The sequence below is a fragment of the Nocardioides sp. CCNWLW216 genome, assembly GCF_037120545.1.
GTDB lineage: Bacteria > Actinomycetota > Actinomycetes > Propionibacteriales > Nocardioidaceae > Nocardioides > Nocardioides lianchengensis.
In genome coordinates this window covers 439,940-461,354 of sequence record NZ_JBBBBJ010000002.1, presented here as the reverse complement: position 1 = coordinate 461,354, position 21,415 = coordinate 439,940, and the positions used below count along the sequence as shown (strand labels likewise).

The 21,415-nt window shown below is 74.2% G+C and carries 18 protein-coding genes; 13 read left to right on the top strand and 5 right to left on the bottom strand.

Features of this window, described 5'->3' with window-relative positions; genetic code table 11:
* Positions 1-23 precede the first annotated feature (23 nt).
* From V7S47_RS06710 to V7S47_RS06685, 6 genes are all read left to right on the top strand, one after another.
* Complete coding sequence (locus tag V7S47_RS06710) at positions 24-299, top strand: acyl carrier protein (protein WP_336560841.1); 276 nt, start codon at positions 24-26, stop codon at positions 297-299.
* Positions 296-2,080 (top strand): hypothetical protein, encoded by a 1,785-nt coding sequence (locus tag V7S47_RS06705; RefSeq protein ID WP_336560840.1) that lies wholly within the window; start codon positions 296-298, stop codon positions 2,078-2,080. Before V7S47_RS06710 ends, V7S47_RS06705 begins: the two co-directional genes overlap by 4 nt.
* 517 nt (positions 2,081-2,597) lie before the next feature.
* The gene (locus V7S47_RS06700; RefSeq protein ID WP_336560839.1) at positions 2,598-3,476 is read left to right on the top strand and encodes a hypothetical protein; all 879 of its coding nucleotides are present in this window, start codon (positions 2,598-2,600) and stop codon (positions 3,474-3,476) included.
* Positions 3,473-5,128, top strand: a complete 1,656-nt coding sequence (locus V7S47_RS06695; protein WP_336560838.1) for a DUF4082 domain-containing protein — start codon at positions 3,473-3,475, stop codon at positions 5,126-5,128. The genes V7S47_RS06700 and V7S47_RS06695 overlap by 4 nt, the downstream gene beginning before the upstream one ends.
* Positions 5,129-5,193: 65 nt before the next feature.
* The gene (locus tag V7S47_RS06690) at positions 5,194-6,534 is read left to right on the top strand and encodes a glycosyltransferase family 4 protein (protein ID WP_336560837.1); all 1,341 of its coding nucleotides are present in this window, start codon (positions 5,194-5,196) and stop codon (positions 6,532-6,534) included.
* A gap of 30 nt (positions 6,535-6,564) precedes the next feature.
* On the top strand, positions 6,565-7,608 hold the full coding sequence (locus V7S47_RS06685) for an LCP family protein (RefSeq protein ID WP_336560836.1): 1,044 nt from the start codon (positions 6,565-6,567) through the stop codon (positions 7,606-7,608).
* Between the two features lie 106 nt (positions 7,609-7,714).
* Here V7S47_RS06685 and V7S47_RS06680 read toward each other — a convergent pair whose 3' ends face one another.
* From V7S47_RS06680 to V7S47_RS06660, 5 genes are all read right to left on the bottom strand, one after another.
* Positions 7,715-8,080 (bottom strand): hypothetical protein, encoded by a 366-nt coding sequence (locus V7S47_RS06680; RefSeq protein ID WP_336560835.1) that lies wholly within the window; start codon positions 8,078-8,080, stop codon positions 7,715-7,717.
* Between the two features lie 170 nt (positions 8,081-8,250).
* Positions 8,251-9,267 carry a hypothetical protein gene (locus V7S47_RS06675; RefSeq protein ID WP_336560834.1) on the bottom strand — a complete coding sequence of 339 codons (1,017 nt, stop codon included), beginning with the start codon at positions 9,265-9,267 and terminating at the stop codon, positions 8,251-8,253.
* Complete coding sequence (locus tag V7S47_RS06670; protein WP_336560833.1) at positions 9,264-10,505, bottom strand: MFS transporter; 1,242 nt, start codon at positions 10,503-10,505, stop codon at positions 9,264-9,266. Before V7S47_RS06670 ends, V7S47_RS06675 begins: the two co-directional genes overlap by 4 nt.
* A 188-nt stretch (positions 10,506-10,693) precedes the next feature.
* A complete protein-coding gene (locus V7S47_RS06665) occupies positions 10,694-11,410 on the bottom strand; it encodes a response regulator transcription factor (protein WP_336560832.1) in 717 nt (238 codons plus the stop codon).
* Positions 11,407-12,831 carry a sensor histidine kinase gene (locus tag V7S47_RS06660; RefSeq protein WP_336560831.1) on the bottom strand — a complete coding sequence of 475 codons (1,425 nt, stop codon included), beginning with the start codon at positions 12,829-12,831 and terminating at the stop codon, positions 11,407-11,409. Before V7S47_RS06660 ends, V7S47_RS06665 begins: the two co-directional genes overlap by 4 nt.
* A gap of 382 nt (positions 12,832-13,213) precedes the next feature.
* On the opposite strand from V7S47_RS06660, the gene mfd reads away from it, so the two are divergent.
* From mfd to V7S47_RS06625, 7 genes are all read left to right on the top strand, one after another.
* On the top strand, positions 13,214-16,747 hold the full coding sequence (gene mfd / locus V7S47_RS06655) for a transcription-repair coupling factor (RefSeq protein WP_336560830.1): 3,534 nt from the start codon (positions 13,214-13,216) through the stop codon (positions 16,745-16,747).
* An 8-nt stretch (positions 16,748-16,755) separates the two neighbouring features.
* The gene (locus V7S47_RS06650; RefSeq protein ID WP_336560829.1) at positions 16,756-17,448 is read left to right on the top strand and encodes a hypothetical protein; all 693 of its coding nucleotides are present in this window, start codon (positions 16,756-16,758) and stop codon (positions 17,446-17,448) included.
* A gap of 4 nt (positions 17,449-17,452) precedes the next feature.
* Positions 17,453-18,031, top strand: coding sequence for a MazG family protein (locus V7S47_RS06645; RefSeq protein ID WP_336560828.1), 579 nt, complete (start codon positions 17,453-17,455; stop codon positions 18,029-18,031).
* An 87-nt stretch (positions 18,032-18,118) separates the two neighbouring features.
* Positions 18,119-19,396, top strand: coding sequence for a phosphopyruvate hydratase (gene eno / locus V7S47_RS06640; protein WP_336560827.1), 1,278 nt, complete (start codon positions 18,119-18,121; stop codon positions 19,394-19,396).
* A 14-nt stretch (positions 19,397-19,410) separates the two neighbouring features.
* Positions 19,411-20,004: an FtsB family cell division protein gene (locus tag V7S47_RS06635; RefSeq protein WP_090858515.1), complete on the top strand. Its 594-nt coding sequence runs from the start codon at positions 19,411-19,413 to the stop codon at positions 20,002-20,004.
* Entirely contained in the window at positions 20,001-20,501 is a 501-nt protein-coding gene (locus V7S47_RS06630; RefSeq protein ID WP_336560826.1) for a DUF501 domain-containing protein, read from the top strand. Before V7S47_RS06635 ends, V7S47_RS06630 begins: the two co-directional genes overlap by 4 nt.
* Positions 20,486-21,394, top strand: coding sequence for a Ppx/GppA phosphatase family protein (locus V7S47_RS06625; protein WP_336560825.1), 909 nt, complete (start codon positions 20,486-20,488; stop codon positions 21,392-21,394). The genes V7S47_RS06630 and V7S47_RS06625 overlap by 16 nt, the downstream gene beginning before the upstream one ends.
* Positions 21,395-21,415 lie beyond the last annotated feature (21 nt).

Sequence of the window (21,415 nt, the reverse complement as noted above, 5' to 3'; positions counted from 1 at the left end):
CCCGCAGGAGATCAGGAGTCACCGTGTCCCAGTCCGCCACCCGTCCCGACCCGTTCCCGCAGGTGCGGGCCGTCCTGGTCCGTGTCCTCGGCCTCGAGGACCGCGCGCACCTGCTCGACCCGACGACGCCGCTGCTCGGGGAGCTGCCCGAGCTGGACTCGCTCGCCGTCCTCGAGCTGGCCGTCGCCCTCGAGGAGGAGTTCGACATCGTCGTCGACGACGCCGACGTCACGGGCGAGCTGTTCGCCACCCTCGGCAGCCTCAGCGCGTACGTGCACGACCGGGCCGGCGGGGCGTGAGCGACGCGTCCGCGCCCGGCTTTGTCGCGGTCTCCGCCGTCGGGCGGGAGGCCGACGGCCTCCTCGACCGCGGACTCGGGGTGCTCGGCGTCCCCGCCAGCCGGTCGGCGGCCGCCGGCGTGGCCCTGGCGACCTGGGGGCCCGATCGGGGGCCGGAGCCGGCCCTGGTCCTCACCGCCGAGGCCCGCCGGCACGACCGACCCCTCACCCCCGCGGCGGTACGGCGGGCCCTCTGCGGACCGGACCTCCCGCTGCTCGCCGAGGTGCTGCCGCCCTTCGCCGCGCTCACCCGGGACGACGACGGGGCGGTGGTCGCCGCGGTCGACCCGCTCGGCCTGCGGCAGCTCTACCTGCGCCGAGGACCCGGCTGGGCGGCGCTGTCCAGCTCCGCCCGGGTGCTGGCGGCGCTGGCGCCGACGGGCCTGGACCTCAAGGCGGTCGCGATCCAGAGCCGGCTGGGCTGGCAGCTCGGCCGGCGCACCCTCTTCGCCGGTGTCGAGCAGGTGCCCGCCGGGAGCCTGCTGCGCCTGCACGACGGCCGGCTGGACCTCCGCGACGTCCGCCCCGCGCGACCGGTGGCGGGCTCGGCGACGGACGTGGCGGCCACCGTCGCCGCCTGCCGCGACCTGCTGCGCGGCTACCTCACGGCGTACCTCGACGATCATCCCGACCCGGTCCTGCAGCTCACCGGCGGCCAGGACTCCCGGCTGCTGCTCTCGGCGATCGACCCGGCGCGCCGGCGCGGGCTGCGGGTGCTGACCCTGGGGGTGCCGGGCAGCCCGGACGTCGCCATCGCCGCCGACCTGGCCCGCCGCGGGGGGATGCGGCACGAGGTCCTCGACCTCGCCGGCCTGGACGACCTCGACCCGGCGACCGCCTGGACGCTCACGGTCGCGGCCGCCGACGCGCTCGAGCTGGCGGCGGACCCGGTCGCCCGCGCGGCGCTCGACGTCGCCGAGACCCGGGCCGAGCCCGGCCCCCGGCTGTCCGGGCTCGGCGGCGAGGTCGCCCGCGGCTTCTACTACCTCGGCCTCGGGACGACGTCGCCCGTCACGGCCCGGCGGGCGCACCGGCTGGCCCGGTGGCGGATGTACGCCAACGAGGCGGTGGCGCCGGACGTCCTGGCGCCGGGCTTCGCCACCTGGGCGGGCGAGTTCGCGCTCGACGAGGTGCACCGGGTCCTGGCCGCCGATGGCGAGCCGTGGTTCGCCGCCACCGACCGGCTCTACCTCGACGAGCGGATGCAGCGCTGGGCCGGCGCCACCGAGACGGCCGTGTGCCAGCGGCGCGCGGTCGCGAACCCGATGCTCGACGACCGGTTCGTCGCCGCCGTGTCCGCGCTCTCCCCGGCCGCCAAGCGCTCCTCGCGCTTCCTCGGCCGGTTGTCGGTGGCCCTCGACCCCGAGCTGGCCGACCTGCCCCTCGACGGTCGGCCCCCGCCCCGCCTCTACGCGGAGCCGGGCTGGACCGCGGTGCCCGCCCGGGTCCGTACGACGGGGGCGGCCGCGGTCCGCAAGGCCGGGCAGCGGCTGGCCGGGGGGCGTCGTGCCCCCGCGGGCGGGGACACCCTCGCGAGCCGGGTGACGTCGTACTGGCGCTACCGCCCGGAGCTGCTCGACCCGGTGCGTGCCACGGGGTTGCTGCGCGAGGAGTGGCTCGACCGGGTGGTCCGCGGCGAGGTCGCGCCGGACCCCGCCAGCACCGCCCTGGTGGTCAACCTCACCCTGGCCGCCTCCGTGGCCGAGCGCGCACCGGCCGGTCCACGCTCGTTGGTCGAGTAGCGAGCGCCGGCGAGCGTGTCGAGACCCGCTGCGGGGGTCTCGATACGCCGCTTCGTTCCTCAGCGGCTACTCGACCGACGAGGGATGGGGTGGTGTTCGTTGGTCGAGGGCCGACGAGGGATGGGGTGGTGTTCGTTGGTCGAGGGCCGACGAGGGACGGGGTGGTGTTCGTTGGTCGAGGACCGACGAGGGATGGGGTGGTGTTCGTTGGTCGAGGACCGACGAGGGATGGGGTGGTGTTCGTTGGTCGAGTAGCGAGCGCCAGCGAGCGTATCGAGACCCACTGCGGGGGTCTCGATACGCCGTTTCGTTCCCCAGCGGCCACCCGACCGACGAGTGAGCGCATCACCCATTTGAGGGAGAGTCGGGATTCCCGACCTCCTGCCGTGGCTACGGTCCGCGACGAGGGAGGGGACCTGCGAGGTCCTCGACCACGTGCCGTCCGGCGCGTGGGATCATCGACGGACCACAGTTCCGTGTGCGCGCGTCCCTTCAGCGCGCCTCGGGCAGGAGTGTTATGCAGATCTCGACCCGACTCGTCGCGCTCGTCGCCGGCGTCGTCCTGGCAGCCCTGCTGCCGGCCGGCGCGTCGGCAGCGGTGCCCGCCGACCGCCGCGAGACCCCCCGGATCGCCGGCGCGGCCACCACCGGGGTCCCGGCCGCACAGCGGCTGCGCCCCTACCGCGGACCGTGCACGATCACCCGTGACGGCACCCGCATCGTCGGCCGGACGGTCGGCTGCGACCTCCGCATCCGCGCCCGGGGCGTCCGGATCAGCCGGTCGTACGTCGCCGGCACCATCGCCACCGCCGGCCGCGGCTCGTTCCGCCTGGTCCGCTCCACCGTCGACGCCTCGCCGGGCTCGTCCCGGATGGTCACCGTCGTGGGGGAGAGCCGGTTCCGGGTGGTCCGCTCGGAGATCCGCGGCGGCAACCGCAGCATCAACTGCTGGGACCGCTGCCTGGTCCGGCACAGCTGGGTGCACGGCCAGGACACCGACGCGACCGGACGCACCCACGAGTCCGGCATCCGGATGGGCACCCGGGGCCGGTTCGTCGGCAACCGGATCGCCTGCGACGCGCCGAACGTCGCCCCCGACGCCGGCTGCTCCGCCCCCCTCACCGGGTACGGCGACTACGGCCCGGTCCGGGACAACCTGGTCCAGGGCAACCTCTTCGTGGCCACGACCGGCGGCACCTGCGCGTACGGCGGCTCCTCGGGCGGCAAGCCCTTCTCCGGCCACGCGCGGGGGATCCGGTTCATCGACAACCGCTTCGAGCGCGGTTCGACGCGCCGCTGCGGCTACTGGGAGCCGGTGATGGACTTCGACCGGTCCGCCCCGGGCAACGTCTTCACCGGGAACCGGTGGATCGACGGCGGGCGGGTGCGGCCATGAGTGGCACCCACCGGGCCGCCGTGCCGGCCCGCCCCCCGGTCCGCCGGTGGCGCCCGGCCCTCGTGGCGGCGCTCGCGACCACCCTGGTCGTCTCCGCCACCGTCACGGCCTACGCGGCCGTGTCCAAGATCCGGCCCTCCCGCCCGGCCGCCGCCGTGGCTGCCGCCTACGGGATCTTCCCGGCCGACCTGGTCCCGGACTCGGCCGTCGACACCGACACCGCGGCCGCCACCCTCGGCGTGAGCTTCTCGACGAGCACGCCGGGCGTGGTCACCGCGGTCGAGGTCTACCGCGGCCGCGGCGGCGCGGTCCCCGAGGACGGGACCCTCTGGTCGCCGACGGGCACCCCGCTCGCGTCGGCCGAGTTCACCGGGACCCGCCGTACGGGCTGGGTCACGGCGACCCTGTCCGAGCCGGTCCGGCTGGAGCCCGGGCAGCGCTACGTCGCGTCGTACGACGCCCCGCGGGGCCGGTACGCCGGCGACAACGGGGAGCTGGACGCCGACGACCCGGTCGTCAACCGGGCCCTGACCGCCTGGCGCGGCGTCTACACGCGGGCGACCGGCTCCGTGCCGACCCTGACCTATCGCGACACGAACTACTACGTCGACGTGCTGTTCGTGCCCGACGGGTCCGGGACGGCCGGCACGCCGGACCCAAGCGCGACCGACCCGACGGACGGGCCCACGGACGACCCGACGGACGAGCCGACCGAGGAGCCCACCGACGACCCGACGGAGCCCACGGACGAGCCGTCCGAGGACCCGACGGACGACCCGACGGAGGAGCCCACCGACGACCCGACCACCCCGACGCCCACCCCGACGCCCACCCCGACGCCCTCCCCGACCCCGACGTCCACGCCGACACCCCCGGCGGGCGGCTTCCCGGACGCGGCCAGCACCGGTGTGCCGGCCGGCACCGCGCTCACGCCGTACACCGGTCCGTGCACGATCACCCAGGCCGGCGCGGTCATCGACGCGAAGACGGTGGACTGCGACCTGGAGATCCGCGCCGCCGGCGTGGAGATCCGCCGTTCGGTGATCAACGGGACGGTCGGCAACGACGAGAACACCGGCGGCCGGTCGTTCACCATCACCGACAGCGAGGTCCGGGTCGGCGACGGGCCGGGCACCGGCATCGGCTCGCGCGACTTCGTGGCCACCCGGGTCGAGGTCACCGGTGGCAACCGGTCGGTCAACTGCTGGATGAGCTGCACCATCCGCGACTCCTACGTGCACGGGCAGTTCACCGACGAGACCGGGACCTACCACGAGTCCGGCATCCGGATGGGCTCCGGCTCGACGATCACCGGCAACACGATCGCCTGCGACGCGCCCGACGTGCCGCCGGACGCCGGGTGCTCCGCCGGCCTCACCGGGTACGGCGACTTCGCCGCGGTCCGCGACGTCCTGGTCCAGGGCAACCTGTTCCTGCCCAGCACCGGCGGCACCTGCGCGTACGGCGGCTCGTCGGGCGGCAAGCCGTTCTCCGCCCTCACCGTGCGCGTCCGGTTCCTCGACAACGTGTTCGTCAAGGGCCGGACCGGCAAGTGCGGGGCCTACGCCCCGGTGCTCGACTTCGACCGCTCCGCGCTGGGCAACGAGTGGAGCGGCAACGTCTGGCAGGACGGCGGCGTGGTCAGCCCCTGACCAGTATTGGGGAAAGCCGGTCCCGGTCGTCCTGACCGGGGCCGGCGGGCTCGCAGGGTGCAGGCATGAGGAAAGCGGCCAGCGCCCCCCACGTCCTGATCGTCGTGCAGAACCTGCCGGTCCCGCTGGACCGGCGGGTCTGGCTGGAGTGCCGGGCGCTGCGCGAGGCGGGGTACGCCGTCAGCGTCATCTGCCCGAAGGGGCCGGGTGACCCCTCGCGGGAGACCCTCGACGGGGTCCGCGTGCACAAGTACCGGCCCGCCCCCGAGGCCTCCGGGGCGCTGGGCTACCTGGTCGAGTTCGTCTACAGCTGGGTGCGCACCGCGCTGCTGTCGGTGCGGGTCTGGCGCGAGCAGCCCTTCCAGCTCCTCCAGGCCTGCAACCCGCCGGACACCTACTGGGCGCTGGCCCGGCTCTGGAAGCCGCGCGGCGTCCGGTTCGTCTACGACCAGCACGACCTGAACCCCGAGCTGTTCCTGTCCCGCTTCGGCGAGCCGACCGGCCTCGGCGGGCGGGCCCAGCTCGGCCTGCTGCGCTGGCTGGAGCGGCGGACCTACAGCATGGCCGACCACGTCATCTCGACCAACGGCTCCTACCAGAGGGTGGCGATCGAGCGCGGGCACCTCGCGCCGGAGCAGGTCACGGTCGTGCGCAGCGGGCCGGACACCCGGGTGATGCGCCCGGTCCTGCCGGCGGCCTCGGTGCCGCCGCCGCGGCACCAGCTCGCCTACCTCGGGGTGATGGGCCCCCAGGACAACGTCGAGGTCGTCCTGGAGGTGGTCCACGAGCTGGTCCACGTCCGCGGTCGCGACGACGTCGAAGCGGTGCTGATGGGCTTCGGCGACTGCTTCGACGCCCTGGTCCGCCGCAGCCACGAGCTGGGCCTCGACGACGTCGTCACCTTCACCGGCCGGGTCGGCCTCCCCGAGATCGCCACTCGGCTGAGCGCGGCCGCCGTCGGCCTGTGCCCCGACCGCAAGACGCCGCTCAACGACGTGTCCACGATGAACAAGACCATGGAGTACATGGCCTACGCGCTGCCGTCGGTCGCGTTCGACCTCGTCGAGACCCGGGTCTCCGGCGCCGAGACCTGCCTGTACGTCGAGTCCGGTGACCTCACCGGGTTCGCCGACGCGGTGGAGCGGCTCCTCGACGACCCGGGGCTGCGCTGCCGGCTGGCGCGGGCCGCGCGGACCCGGGCCAGCGAGGTGCTGGACTGGCGCCCGCAGGCGGCGGCGTACGTCGGGGTCTACGACCGGCTGACCGGCCGCGACCGGCAGGACGTCCCGCGCGAGGCGGTCGCGGCGTCGTACGTCGACGTCGAGAGCGACGAGGAGCTGCGCCGCTTCGTCCTCGCCCGGGGACCGGTCGCCCCGGCCCGCCACGACCACGCCCTCGGCGCCTGACCGCCTCGGGCCGACGGGACGAGGCCGAGGATGTCGCCCGTCGAGCGCGAGGACCAGCGCCGGGACCTGCGCGCGCTGCTGGGGCTGCTGGTCTGCACCGCGCTGGTCACGGCCCTGGTCGCCGGCACCGTGGTGTGGGCGCAGTCCAAGATCCCCCGTGTCCGCCACACCGAGCCCGCCTTCGCGGGCCTCACTGACCGCCCCGCCCGGGTGCCCGGCCCCGCCGGAGGCGCCCTCAACCTCCTGCTGCTCGGCACCGACCGTCGTTCGGACGTGCCGACCACCGGGGAGGGTGCCCGGGCGGCGGCGTGGGAGCCGGGCGAGCAGCGCACCGACACGATGATGCTGGTGCACGTCGCCGCCGACCGACGCTCGGTCCAGGTGGTGTCGCTGCCCCGCGACTCCTGGGTCCGGGTGCCCGGGCACGGTCGCGCGAAGATCAACGCGGCGTACTCCCTCGGCGGCCTGCCGCGCGCCGTCGAGACGGTCGAGACGCTCACGGGGGTCCGGCTGGACCACGTCGCGGTCGTCGACTGGTCCGGCTTCCGGGCCCTCGCCGACCTGGCCGGCGGCGTCCGGGTCCGGGTGCCGGAGACGGTCGTCGACAGCATCCGCGACACGACCTGGACCGCCGGCGAGCACCTGCTCAGCGGCGACGAGGCCCTCGCGTACGTCGGCCAGCGCTACGGCCTGCCCGGCGGCGACCTGGACCGGGTCCGCCGCCAGCAGGCGGTGCTGCGCGCCCTGCTCACCGACAGCCTGCACGCCGAGATGCGCAAGGACCCCGAGCAGTCGGCCCACTTCGTGACCGAGGTGCTGCGGCACGTCGCCGTCGACGAGACCTGGTCGCTCACCGGGATCCTGGGCTTCTGCGCCTCCCTGCGCGACCTCCGCACCGCCGACGTCCGGTTCCTGACCGCCCCGGTCGCCGGTCTCGGCCGCGAGGGTGCGCAGTCCGTGGTGCACCTCGACCGCCCCCTCGGCCGGGAGCTGTGGGACGCCGTCCGCGACGACGTCGCCGCGACCTGGCTGGACCGGCACCCCGATCTCGAGACGGGCGACGTGGTGCGCTGAAGCCCCACCGGTGGTTGAGGAGGGACGAAGTCCCGACTCGAGACCCGGTGAGCCGTACGTCGGCCTCCGTTGAGCCCGATCGCGGCTCCGCGATCGGACTACCCCGTCACCCCGTCCAGACCGGAGGCGGGTCGATCTCGCGGACCGTGGCATAGCGTTCGAAGAAGCGGAGGTAGACGTCGCGCAGGTAGTCGACACGCTCCGCGTTCGAGCGCATCGCTCGCAGGTGCCGCAGCGGGATGTACATGTTCAGCCCGTCCTTCGTCCTGCGGAACCCGATCGCGTCGCGGTTCTCGTCGAAGTGCATGAAGTAGAAGGTGTCCGCACTCGTCAGGTCGTCCCGGATCCCCTGGTGCCAGTAGCGCCAGCTGGACTGGTCGCACAGCTGGTCCCACGCCTTGCGAAGACCGGCGTCGAGCATCTCGGCCTCGGCCATGCCCCGGTTGTCGAACTGCATCGAGACGTGGGCCACGCCGTGACGGCTCCGGTACGTACCGATTCCCATGCCCACGCCCTTCCTCCCGCTGACGCGACCGCCTGTGCTGTGGGTCAGCATCGCGGAGCCCACGAGACGTGGGTCCCGTCATGATCGCAACTGCGCGGTCTCGTGTCCGGGGAAGCACGACGACCGGGCCCGGCGGTCTACCGCACGACCCCCGGCGACCAGGCCTGCTCGACGAGCAGCTCCGGCTCCGCATCGGGGTCGGTGTCCAGCGACCACACGTCGCTGACGCCGGGCTCGTCGGGGCGCGGGACGCCGTACAGGACGGTGTCGTCGTCGAGCCACGCGAGCTGGTCGTCGACGTTGCGCTCCTCGCCGCCCAGGACGGTGCGCTCGCCGGTGGCCAGGTCGAGGACGGCCGGGGTCCAGCGGCGTCCGCTGCCGCGGCCGTCGGCCTGCTTGAAGGCGATCCGGGTGCCGTCGGGGGAGAGGGAGGGGCACTCGACGTCGTCGGCGACGGTCTCGAGGGTGCGCTCGACCAGGTCGCCGCGGACCAGGTAGGTCCGCCCGCGGGTGCCGACGGTGGCGTAGAAGGTGCGGTCGTCGTCCGCGAAGGTCACCCCCCACACGTTCCGGTCCCGCGGGGCCGCAGGCTCGCCGTCGATCTCCAGCGCGAACTCCTCCAGGTTCCCGTACGACGTCCCGCCGACCCGGCGGACCTCGGTCGCGGTCGAGAAGCCGCGGGTCAGGTAGGAGTGGCCGCTGACGAACGCGGTCGTCGCGACCAGCGACCCGTCCGGCGACAGTCGGGTCCGGCTCGGCAGGCCGGGCAGCGGCGCGGACCCGGTCTCCTCCCAGTCCGCGTCCAGCACCAGCGCGTCGTACGACGTGACGACGCCGCGTCCGGTCCGCAGGCAGCTGCGGGTCGTCGCGGTGGCGTCGACCCGGTCGCAGACCACCCCGGTGAAGCTGCGCGGGCCCGACGGGTCGGCGAGGGGGACGGTGGCGACGACGCCGTACTCCTGGTCGACGCCGGTGTGCCGGAAGACCAGCACCGGACCCTCGGCGGCCGCGGGGGCGGTCGCCACGGGGACGCTCGGCGGGGAGCTGATGCGCTCCTGGGTGTCCGCGCGCTCCTGCAGGACGTACGCCGTGCTGCCGCCGGCCAGGGCGAGGCACAGGGCCGCGAAGGCGGCGGGGCGGGTCCGGCGGCTCATCGCGACGCCGGGGCGAGCAGGCGGAGCGCGGCCGGGACCAGCAGGACCAGCCCGGCGGCCACCCCGAGCAGGGCGACCGTCGGGCCGACCACCAGCCACAGCACGCCGAAGCCGACCGCGGAGAGCAGGCGGGCGACGGCGACGACGGTCTGGGCGAGCGCGATCCCGCTCGCGCGGGCCCGGACCGGCACGGCCTGGCCGGCCACCGCGGCCAGCACCCCGTCGGTGGCGGCGTAGAAGAGGCCGAGCAGCAGGACTGTCGCGACCGTGCCGACCGCCACCGACCGGGTCGCCAGCAGGGTCGCGCCGGCGTAGGCGGCGGCGAGCGCGAGGTGGCCGACGACCAGCACCCGGGCCCGCCCGCAGCGGTCGGCCAGCCGGCCCACCGGGAGCGCGAGGAGGAGGTACGCCGCGCTGGTGCCGACGTACAGGACGGGGAACCAGTGCGCCGCGAAGCCGCCGGACTCCAGCAGCACCAGGTAGACGAACCCGTCGCCGACGGTCAGCAGCCCGAGCGCGCCGGCGACCACGCTGACCCGCAGCAGCGCGGGCGAGCGGAGGTCGCGCCAGCGCACCCGGGGCGGGGCGGGACCGGCAGGCACGGGCACCGCGCCCGCGCCGGCCGGGACGAAGAGCACGAGCAGCGCCAGGCCGGCCACCGCGAAGGCGATCGACAGCACCATCACCGAGCGGTAGCCGCCGGGCACGAGCCACAGGACCACGAAGGCGAGCACCGGCCCCAGGAAGGCGCCGACGGCATCGAGGGCGCGGTGCACGCCGAAGGCCCGGCCGAGGTGCTCGGGGTCGGCGTCGGCGGCGATCATCGCGTCGCGCGGGGAGGTGCGGATGCCCTTGCCGACCCGGTCCGCCGTCACCACCGCGGACACCGCGCCCAGGCCGGACACCAGGGGCAGGAGCACCCGGCTGACCGCGGACACGCCGTACCCCGAGGCGGCGACCCACTTGGGGCGACCGGTGCGGTCGGAGACCCAGCCGGCGCCGAGCCGGACCAGCGCGCTCACGCCCTGGTAGAGGCCCTCGACCACGCCGTACGCCGCGGGGGAGAGGCCGACGACCACGGACAGGTAGAGCGGCAGGATCGCCGCCACCGACTCCGACGAGACGTCGGTCAGCAGGCTGACGCAGCCGAGGAGGACGACGGTCCGGCCGACCGGTCGGCGCCGGGTCGCGTCGGGGAGGGAGGGGGCGTCCGGGCGCTCCCGCAGCGAGAGGTACACGGCGGCTCAACCACCGCTCGGCCGGACGACCGGCTCGACGATCGGATGGACGACGGGGACCCGGCCTGCCCTCCCGTCCGGCCGGACCGGCCGGGTCCCGCGCCGTGGACCCACCCCATCGCCTCCCGGACGGGCCCGGGGCGGGCGAGGATCGCTTTCCCCGATTTCGATGACCAGGTCCATCGCGGTCAGGACGTCGAGCGGCCGGCTGACGCCCGCAGGTCGGTCGGCGGCTGCCACTCCAGGCTGAACGCCATCCCGACGGCGGCCAGCTGCGAGCTCACCTGCAGCTTCGCGAGGATCGACTTGACCTGCGTGCGCACGGTGGCCTCCGAGACGACGCTCAGCCGGGCGATGTCGCGGACCGGCCGGCCGGCCATCAGGTGACCGAGCACCTCCCGCTCGCGGGCGGTGAGCTCCTCGATCCGGCGCCGTCGTTCCTGCCGCTCCTGGCGCTCGTGGTGCCACAGGGCCAGCAGCTCCTCGCGCTCCTGGACGTCCATGACCGGGAGCCCGTGGTTGATCCGCCGGACGACGGCCAGGATCTCCTGGAGCGGCTGGGCCTTCGAGAGCGTCTTGCGTGCGCCGTAGCGGATGCACTCGCCCCAGCGGGCCCGCTCGAGCGAGGCGGTGACGACCACGACGTTGGCGCCCATCCGGGCGATCGGGTTGATCAGGCTGGCCCCGTCGCCGAACGAGCCCAGGTCCAGATCCAGCAGCACGATGCGGGGCCGCAGCCGGGCGATCGAGCCCAGCAGCTGCGCGGAGCCGCTGGCCGAGGTCGGGACGGGCAGGCGGCGGACGTCGTAGCCCTCGATCGACATGGCGATCTCGAGCGACTCGGCGAACAGCGCGTGGTCCTCGATCAGGACGGTGCGGGAGCCGTTCGGCCCGGCGCGGTTCACGACCGGACCAGCGCGGGTGACGGCAGGCGGACGAGGAAGGTGGTGCCGGCGGCCGTGGGCAGCAGGCTCACGGAGCCCCCGCTGTGCTCCAGGCGGCGCTGGGCGACGTGCAGCCCGATGCCCTGCCCGGCCGAGTCCGGCCCGCGCCGGCCCCAGTCGAAGAGGTGCTCCCGCAGGTCCGGCGCGACCCCGGCGCCGTCGTCGGACACCGCGATCTCGACCGTGCCGTCCCCGGCCGTGCGGACGTCGAGCCGTACGGCGGCGCGCGGGGCGTGCTTGCGGGCGTTGTCGAGCAGGATGCTGACCGCCTCGGCCACGTCGTCCGCCTCCGCGTGCGCGCGCAGTCCGCTGGGCGCCCAGGTCACCGGGTGCCCGGCAGCCTCGTGCGCGACCACCAGGGGCTCCAGCGTCTCGTCGAGGTCGACCGACCCGCGGGCCGCCTCGGAGAGCTGCTGCTGGCGGGTCAGCAGGCGGGCGAGGCGGGCGGACTCGTGGTCCAGCATCTGCTCGAGTCGGATCCGGTGCGGCACGGTGATCTCCCGCCGTTGGTTGATCAGGTGCGAGGCGGAGGCGATGCCCGCCACGCTGTTGGTGACCTCGTGCAGCTGGGCACGCTGCTCGTAGAGGTCGCGCTCGGCCGTCGCGAGCTGCCGGGTCACCTGTCGGAGCTCGTCGATCTGGGTCCGGATGGTCCGCCGCAGCCCGCCGAGGGAGGCCCGGAGGAGGAGCACGGTGCCGCAGAGGCCGGCGGCGAGCACGGCGAGGTCGACCGGGTAGGAGCCGGTGGGCCGGCTGGCCAGCACCTGGTAGGCGGAGAAGAGCACGACCGTGAGGACCAGCTGCCGGGCCCCCACCGTCAGCCGGCGCGTGCGGGCGACCCGCAGCACCAGGGAGGCGATGAGGGCAGCGGCCACGGCCTGGGCGGCCAGGGCCGCGTCGTGCGGGATGTCCGGGGCCGGCACGCGCCCGAGCAGGGCCGGGTGACCGACGGTCAGCGTGACGGCGACCAGCAGCCCGGCCGTCCGGTCGAAGGACCAGCGGCGCGACCGGGTCAGCGCGACCAGGAGGACGACCAGCGTCAGGTCGGCGACCAGGGTCCAGGTCTCGTGCCCGAGCAGGACGGACCCGCCGGACGTGCCGTGCACCGCGGCGACGCTGAGGCACCGGGCCCCCAGGATCACCGCACCCAGGCAGAGCCAGCCGACGACGTCGTCGCCCGTCAGCCGGTACTGCACGTAGATCACCGCGGCGGCCAGCAGCGCCAGCAGGGCGATCGTCATGTGGCCCGTCGTCACGGCCTGGCTCCCCGAGCGACCGGCGCCGGCCCAGCCCGCGAGGGCCGGGGGCGTGGCGGTCAGCCCGAGGGCGAGGGTGTAGCCCCGCCAGGTCCAGGCGTCGGCGGGATTGCGCAACTTGCTCATCGTGTCCCCTGCAGATCGTCCGAGCCCCGATGACTCGTGGTGTCGTACCTGCGGTCGGAGCGTCCCCATGTCCGTCCCGGGGATGGGACGGTGTGTCGGCCGGTCCCATCATGATCAGCGGACGACCCCCAGTTCGTCCCGTGACTCGGAACCTAGGGGTGGGTCCGGGAGCGCGATGGCGATTCCGAGACGGATACCACAATTTGAGTAGTGCCTCGGGACGTGCGGTGGCGGGCCGGTCTGGACCTCCGGTCTCCCACCATCGGCCCACGGAGCCGGGGGAGCATCACCAAATTGCGGGCCTTCGGCGCCACGTAGGATCGGGGGCGTCCACCCCCTGTCATCCGTGACCGGGGGCTTCCGTGTTGTTGCAAGGAGCCCTGTGTCCTCCACCGCGCTCGCCGGCCTGGCCGACGCCGTCCTCGCCGACCCCACGCTCCGCGGGGCCCTCGACGACGCCCGCGGCGCCCTGGTCCCCAGCCTTGACCTGACCGCCCCCGAGGCGATGCGGCCGTTCGTGGTCGCCGGCCTGGTCCGCGCCGGTCGCACGGTGCTGGCGGTGACCGCGACCTCGCGCGAGGCCGAGGACCTCACCGCGGCCCTGGCCGACCTGGTCGACCCCCACGCCGTCGCCTACTACCCCAGCTGGGAGACGCTGCCCCACGAGCGGCTGAGCCCGCGCAGCGACACCGTCGGCCGTCGCCTCGCCGTCCTGCGTCGGCTCTGCCACCCCGGCACCGACGCGAGCAACGGCCCGCTGAAGGTCGTCGTCGCCCCGGTCCGCTCCCTCCTCCAACCCCAGGTCCAGGGCCTCGGCGACCTGGAGCCCGTCGAGCTGGTGCCGGGCCAGTCGGCCCCCCTCGACGACGTCGTACGACGGCTCGCGGACGCGGCGTACTCGCGGGTCGACCTGGTCGAGCGGCGCGGTGAGTTCGCGGTCCGCGGCGGCATCGTCGACGTCTTCCCGCCGACCGAGGAGCACCCGCTGCGCGTGGAGTTCTGGGGCGACGACGTCGAGGAGATCCGCTCGTTCTCGGTGGCCGACCAGCGCACCCACGAGCAGGTCGAGCGGCTCTGGGCGCCGCCGTGCCGCGAGCTGCTGCTCACCGACGAGGTCCGCGCCCGCGCGGCCGAGCTCGGCCGCACCCACCCGCAGCTGGTCGAGCTGACCGACAAGATCGCGAACGGCATCGCCGTCGAGGGCATGGAGTCGCTGGCGCCGGTGCTCGTCGACGAGATGGAGCTGCTCGTCGACCTGATGCCCGACGACACCCACGTGCTGGTCCTCGACCCCGAGCGGGCTCGCGGGCGCGCGCACGACCTGGTCGCCACCAGCGAGGAGTTCCTCGGCGCCAGCTGGGCGGCGGCCGCCGGCGGCGGCACCGCCCCGATCGACCTGGGCGCGGCGTCGTACCGCTCCCTGGCCGACGTGCGCGACCACACGATCGGCCGGTCGCTGGCCTGGTGGACGGTCAGCCCGTTCGGTCTGGACGGCGAGGTCGATGCGGAGGACGGCGGCCGGGTGCTCCCGATGCGCCCCGTCGACGCCTACCGCGGCGACGTCGAGAAGGCCATCAAGGACCTCGACGGCTGGCGCGGCGACGGCTACCGCACGGTCGTGCTCCACCTCGGCCACGGCCCGGCCGAGCGGATGGTGGAGGCGCTCGGCGAGCGCGACGTCCCGGCCGTCCTCGACGGCGACCCGGTGCTCGGCACGGTCAGCGTGACCTGCGGCGCGCTCACCCAGGGCTTCGTCGACGACACCAACCGGCTGGTGCTGCTGACCGGCGAGGACATCTCTGGTCAGCGCGCGTCCACCCGCGACATGCGCAAGATGCCGGCGCGCCGCAAGAAGCAGATCGACCCGCTGGAGCTGAAGGCCGGCGACTACGTCGTCCACGAGCAGCACGGCGTCGGCCGGTTCGTGGAGATGAAGCAGCGCGAGGCCGGGGGAGCGGTGCGCGAGTACCTCGTCCTCGAGTACGGCGCCTCCAAGCGCGGCGGCCCGCCCGACCGGCTCTACGTCCCGGCCGACGCGCTCGACCAGGTGACCCGGTACGTCGGCGGCGAGCAGCCAAGCCTCGACCGGCTCGGCGGCGCCGACTGGGCCAAGCGCAAGGGCCGGGCCCGCAAGGCGGTCCGCGAGATCGCCGCCGAGCTGATCAAGCTCTACGCCGCCCGGCAGGCCACCAAGGGCTATGCGTTCGGCCCGGACACCCCCTGGCAGCGCGAGCTGGAGGACGCCTTCCCGTTCACCGAGACGCCCGACCAGCTGACCACCGTCGAGGAGGTCAAGGGCGACATGCGCCAGGTGGTCCCGATGGACCGGCTGGTCTGCGGCGACGTCGGCTACGGCAAGACGGAGATCGCCGTACGGGCGGCGTTCAAGGCGGTCCAGGACGGCAAGCAGGTCGCCGTGCTCGTGCCGACGACGCTGCTGGTCACCCAGCACCTCAGCACCTTCGCCGAGCGGATGAGCGGCTTCCCGGTCGTGCTGAAGGCCCTGAGCCGCTTCCAGAGCGACAAGGAGGCCAAGGAGGTGATGGCCGGGGTCGCCGAGGGCTCGATCGACATCGTGGTCGGCACCCACCGGCTGCTGAACCCCGACATCCGGTTCAAGGACCTCGGCCTGATCATCGTCGACGAGGAGCAGCGCTTCGGCGTCGAGCACAAGGAGCAGATGAAGCGGATGCGCACGTCCGTCGACGTGCTCTCGATGAGCGCGACGCCGATCCCGCGCACGCTGGAGATGGCGATCACCGGCATCCGCGAGATGTCGACGATCACCACCCCGCCCGAGGAGCGGCACCCCGTGCTGACCTACGTCGGCGCCTACGAGGACCGCCAGGTGGTGGCCGCGATCCGCCGGGAGCTGCTGCGCGAGGGGCAGGTCTTCTACATCCACAACCGGGTGAACTCGATCGAGAAGGCCGCGGGGAAGCTGAAGGAGCTGGTCCCGGAGGCCCGGGTCGCCACCGCGCACGGCCAGATGGGGGAGAAGCAGCTCGAGCAGGTGATGCTCGACTTCTGGGAGAAGCGCTTCGACGTCCTCGTCTGCACGACCCTGGTCGAGTCCGGCCTCGACGTGTCGAACGCCAACACGATGATCATCGAGCGCTCCGACACCCTCGGCCTCAGCCAGCTCCACCAGCTGCGCGGCCGGGTGGGCCGCTCGCGCGAGCGCGCCTACGCCTACTTCCTCTACCCCCAGGAGAAGCCGCTGACCGAGACCGCCCACGAGCGGCTCGCGACGCTGGCCCAGCACTCCGACCTCGGCGGCGGCATGGCCATCGCCATGAAGGACCTCGAGATCCGCGGCGCCGGCAACCTGCTCGGCGGCGAGCAGTCGGGCCACATCGCCGACGTCGGCTTCGACCTCTACGTCCGGCTGGTCGGCGAGGCGGTCCACGAGTTCAAGGGCGAGGGCGAGCCCGAGCTCAACGAGGTCCGCATCGAGCTGCCCGTCGACGCCCACCTGCCGCACGACTACATCCCGAGCGAGCGGCTGCGCCTGGAGATGTACAAGCGGCTCGCGGAGGTCCGCGCCAACGAGGACGTCGACCTGATCCGCGAGGAGATGGTCGACCGGTACGGCGCGCCGCCGGAGGTGGTCGAGTCGCTGCTGCTGGTCGCCCGGTTCCGGGCCCGGGCCCGCCGGGCGGGCGTCGGCGAGGTGACCATCGCCGGCAAGAACGTCCGGTTCGCGCCGGTCAGCCTGCCCGAGTCGCGCCAGGTGCGGCTGATGCGGATGTATCCGAGGTCGATCGTGAAGACCCAGCTCGACACCATCCTGGTGCCGCGCCCGCAGACGGCGGTCGTGGGCGGTCGCCCGATCGACGGCATCGCCCTGCTTCAATGGGCCGCGAATGTGATCGACGCCATCATCGATCCGCCTGCCCCGGCCGCCCAGTCCTAGGAGCCCACGTGAGCCCGCGTCGCCCCCTCGCCGTCGTCCTCGCCGCTGTCGTCCCGGTGTGCGCCGGGCTCCTGACCGGGTGCGGGGTGACCGACGCCGGCATCCGACCGGGCCAGGCGGTGAGCATCAACGGGACCACGATCTCGGTCACCCGTGTCGACGACGTCGCGAGCAGCGCCTGCGCCGTGCTGCGCTCCGACCCGCAGTTCGACGGCCAGGCGATCGCCGGCACCACCCTGCGCAACGCGGCCCAGCGCGGCCTCTCGCTGGAGGTGATGGCCGACCAGCTGGTCGACGCCTTCGACGTCCAGGTGCCCGACACCGACGAGACGGCCCAGGCCTACCGCGAGACCTACGCGGGCGCCGACCCCGACGACGTCGCGGCGGCCGAGCCGGTCTTCGTCGCCGACCAGTACTTCTCCAACGTGCTGCTGGCCATCGGGGCCGAGGAGGCCGGTGCCAACGCCGCCCAGGAGGCGGTCGTCGCCGCGGGCGTCGCGGCGGTCCAGGACTGGCAGGCCGACGCCGACATCGACACCAACCCGGCCTTCGACGCCATCTCCGTCGGCGACGACCAGATCCTCACCACCCGCGACGACCTGTCGGTCGCCACCACCGACTTCGCTGTCGACGCGAGCGCCGCCGAGGCTCCCGAGGGCTTCGCGAAGGACCTGCCGGAGTCCCAGCGCTGCGGCGGCTGATCCGGTGACCGACGAGCCGCTCCTCGAGTTCCGTGAGGTGATGCGCCGGCTGCGCGCCGAGTGCCCCTGGAAGGCCGAGCAGACCCACCGCTCGCTGGTCCGCTACCTGCTCGAGGAGACCCACGAGACGGTCGAGGCGATCGAGTCCGGCGACCCCGACCACCTCCGCGAGGAGCTCGGCGACCTGCTGCTGCAGGTCTACTTCCACGCCGCCGTCGCCGAGGAGGCCGGTGGCTTCACGATCGACGACGTCGCGCGCGGCATCACCGCCAAGATGGTCCGCCGCAACCCGCACGTCTTCGGCGACGCGTCGAGCGGGACGGCCGCCGAGATCAACGACGCCTGGCAGGCGATCAAGGCCGCCGAGAAGGGCCGCTCCGACCTCACCGAGGGGCTGCCCGCCTCGCTGCCCGCGCTGCTGTACGCCGACAAGGTGCTCGACCGGCTCGAGCGGGCGGGGCGGCCCGTCGTACCGGACGGTGACGGGCTCGGCGAGCGCCTGCTCGCGCTCGTCGCCGAGGCCCACGGGTCCGGGACCGATCCCGAGCAGGCCCTGCGCGACGCCGTACGACGGCTGCTCTGAGCCACGGCCGCGCGGCCTGCACGGAACGCCGTCTCGACGGGTCTAGGCTGGTCGCGCATCCACTCGACTTCCTCAGGAGCAGGTCCCTTGGCAACCATCGAAGCTGTCGGCGCGCGCGAGATCCTCGATTCGCGCGGCAACCCCACCGTCGAGGTCGAGGTCGTCCTCGACGACGGCTCGTTCGCCCGCGCGGCGGTCCCCAGCGGCGCCTCCACGGGCGCGTTCGAGGCGGTCGAGCTGCGTGACGGCGGCGACCGCTACCTCGGCAAGGGCGTCCAGAACGCCGTCGCCGGCGTGATCGAGAAGATCGGCCCCGCGGTCGAGGGCATCGACGCCGACGACCAGCGCCTCGTCGACCAGACGATGCTGTCGCTCGACGGCACCCCCAACAAGGCCGAGCTCGGTGCCAACGCGATCCTCGGCGTCTCGCTGGCCGTGGCCCGCGCCGCGGCCGACTCGGCCCAGCTGCCGCTCTACCGCTACGTCGGCGGGCCCAACGCCCACCTGCTGCCCGTCCCGATGATGAACATCCTCAACGGCGGCTCGCACGCGGACTCCAACGTCGACATCCAGGAGTTCATGATCGCGCCGATCGGCGCGCCGACCTTCCGTGAGGCGCTGCGCCAGGGCGCGGAGGTCTACCACGCGCTGAAGTCGGTGCTGAAGAAGAAGGGCCTCTCGACCGGCCTCGGCGACGAGGGCGGCTTCGCGCCCAACCTCGACTCCAACCGCGCCGCGCTGGACCTGATCGCCGAGGCCGTCTCGGCCGCCGGCCTCACGCTGGGCCGCGACATCGCGCTGGCCATGGACGTCGCCGCGAGCGAGTTCTTCAAGGACGGCTCGTACGCCTTCGAGGGCGGCTCCAAGTCGGCCGACGAGATGACCGCCTACTACGCCGACCTGGTCGCGTCGTACCCGATCGTCTCGATCGAGGACCCGCTCGACGAGGACGACTGGGACGGCTGGAAGGCCATCACCGACCAGCTCGGCACCCAGACCCAGATCGTCGGCGACGACCTGTTCGTCACCAACGTGGAGCGCCTGACCCGCGGCATCGCCGGCGGCCAGGCCAACGCGCTGCTGGTGAAGGTCAACCAGATCGGCTCGCTGACCGAGACCCTCGACTCCGTCGAGCTGGCCCACCGCAACGGCTACCGCTGCATGATGAGCCACCGTTCGGGCGAGACCGAGGACACCACCATCGCCGACCTCGCGGTGGCGACGAACTGCGGCCAGATCAAGACCGGCGCCCCGGCCCGGTCCGACCGCGTCGCCAAGTACAACCAGCTCCTGCGGATCGAGGACGAGCTCGGCGACGCCGCGCGCTACGCCGGCGCCGGCGCGTTCCCGCGCTTCCAGGGCTGAGCAGGGACCGATCGATGGCTGACGACCGCCGCCCGGCCCGCGGGGCACGCCCTCGCGGCCGCACCGGACCCGGGCGCACCCCGGGTGCCGGGCGGACCGGTCGTCCGCGCACGGCCGCCGAGGCGGCCGGCCGGCCGACCTCGCGGCCGCCCGAGCGGGCCCGGCTCCGGCCGACCAGCCGGCTGGCGATCCTGGCCGTCGTCTTCGCGGTGCTGGCCGTCGGCTCCGCCTCGTCGCTGCGGGCGTTCCTGCAGCAGCGCTCGGAGATGCAGGCCCTGCAGCAGGAGATCGTGGAGCGCCAGGACCGCATCGACGACCTGGCCCGCGAGAAGCGGCGCTGGCAGGACACGGCGTACGTCCGCAGCCAGGCCCGGCAGCGGCTCGGCTACGTCATGCCGGGGGAGACGGCGTACGTCGCCCTCGACGCCGACGGCGACCCCATCGAGCCGGGCTCGACGCTGACGGACCCGTCCGAGGTCGACCCGCAGGAGCCCGAGGCCTGGTGGGGCGACGCGTGGGGCTCGGTCGAGCTGGCCGGCGACCCGCCGCCGGCGGGCGACCCGGTGCCCCTGAAGGAGCTCGACGGCTCGGAGGAGCAGGACCAGTGATCCCATCGGCCGATCAGCAAGCGGTCGCGGCCCAGCTGGGGCGGGAGCCCCGGGGCATCCACGAGGTCGGGCACCGCTGCCCGTGCGGCAACCCCGACGTGGTGACCACCGAGCCGCGGCTGCCCAACGGCACCCCGTTCCCGACGACCTACTACCTCACCTGCCCGCGCGCGGCCTCCCGGATCGGGACCCTCGAGGGCACGGGCACGATGAAGGAGATGCAGGAGCGGCTGGGCGAGGACCCGGAGCTCGCTGCGGCCTACCGCGCCGCTCACGAGCGCTACCTCGCGGCCCGCGCCGAGATCGGCCGCGACGCCGGTCTGGAGGTCCCCGAGATCGAGGGCATCTCCGCCGGCGGGATGCCCGATCGCGTCAAGTGCCTCCACGTCCTCGCGGGCCAGGCCCTGGCCCAGGGTCCCGGAGCCAACCCCCTCGGCGACGAGGTGCTGGCCCTGCTCGGGCCCTGGTGGGAGGCGGGTCCGTGCGTGGACCGGTAGCCGCGATCGACTGCGGGACCAACACGGTCAAGCTGCTGATCGGCGACCTGCCCGAGATCGCCGTGCGCGAGACCCGGATGGTGCGGCTCGGTCAGGGCGTCGACGCCACCGGCCGGCTCGCCGACGAGGCGCTCGAGCGGGCCTTCGCCGCCCTCGACGAGTACGCCGAGCTCGTGCGCGCGCACGCCGTGCCCGTCGAGAGCATCCGCTTCTGCGCCACCTCGGCCACCCGCGACGCCAGCAACGCCGACGTCTTCGCCGCCGGGGTGCGCGAGCGGCTCGGGGTCGAGCCCGAGGTGCTCAGCGGTGTCGAGGAGGCGGGCCTGGCCTTCGCGGGCGCGGTCCGCGACCTGCGCGAGCATCCGGCCGAGCCGGTGCTGGTTCTCGACATCGGCGGAGGCTCGACCGAGCTGATCCTCGGCGACACCTCGCCCCAGGTGGCCTGCTCGCTCGACCTCGGCTCGGTCCGCCTGCACGAGCGCCACGTGCGCTCCGACCCGGCCTCGATGGACGAGGTGCACGCCTGCGTCCGCGACATCGACACCGCGCTGGAGTCCGCGCCGGTCGACATCGCCGCGGCGGCGTCCGTGGTCGGCGTCGCCGGGACCGTCACCACCATCGCCGCCGGCGTCCTCGACCTGCCCGCCTACGACCGCGACGCGATCGACCAGGTGCGGCTGTCCTTCGACGACGTGCACGCGATGGTGGGCCGGCTGGTCGGCATGACCGTCGCCGAGCGCCTCGAGCTGCCGTGGATGCACCCCGGCCGCGCCGACGTCATCGACGCCGGCGCGCTGATCCTCTCGCGGGTGCTGCGGCGGGCGAGCGTCGATGAGCTGGTCGTCTCCGAGGCCGACATCCTCGAGGGGATCGCCTGGTCGATCGGCCGCTGACCACCCCTCCGAGCGGTTTGC

What these genes read in the sequence shown, in the direction of transcription:
- V7S47_RS06700 (WP_336560839.1), top strand. Translation starts at nt 2,598, where the DNA reads ATGCAGATCTCGACCCGACTCGTCGCGCTCGTCGCCGGCGTCGTCCTG.
- V7S47_RS06695 (WP_336560838.1), top strand. Translation starts at nt 3,473, where the DNA reads ATGAGTGGCACCCACCGGGCCGCCGTGCCGGCCCGCCCCCCGGTCCGC.
- V7S47_RS06690 (WP_336560837.1), top strand. Translation starts at nt 5,194, where the DNA reads ATGAGGAAAGCGGCCAGCGCCCCCCACGTCCTGATCGTCGTGCAGAAC.
- V7S47_RS06685 (WP_336560836.1), top strand. Translation starts at nt 6,565, where the DNA reads ATGTCGCCCGTCGAGCGCGAGGACCAGCGCCGGGACCTGCGCGCGCTG.
- V7S47_RS06675 (WP_336560834.1), bottom strand. Translation starts at nt 9,267, where the DNA reads ATGAGCCGCCGGACCCGCCCCGCCGCCTTCGCGGCCCTGTGCCTCGCC.
- V7S47_RS06660 (WP_336560831.1), bottom strand. Translation starts at nt 12,831, where the DNA reads ATGAGCAAGTTGCGCAATCCCGCCGACGCCTGGACCTGGCGGGGCTAC.
- V7S47_RS06635 (WP_090858515.1), top strand. Translation starts at nt 19,411, where the DNA reads ATGGCTGACGACCGCCGCCCGGCCCGCGGGGCACGCCCTCGCGGCCGC.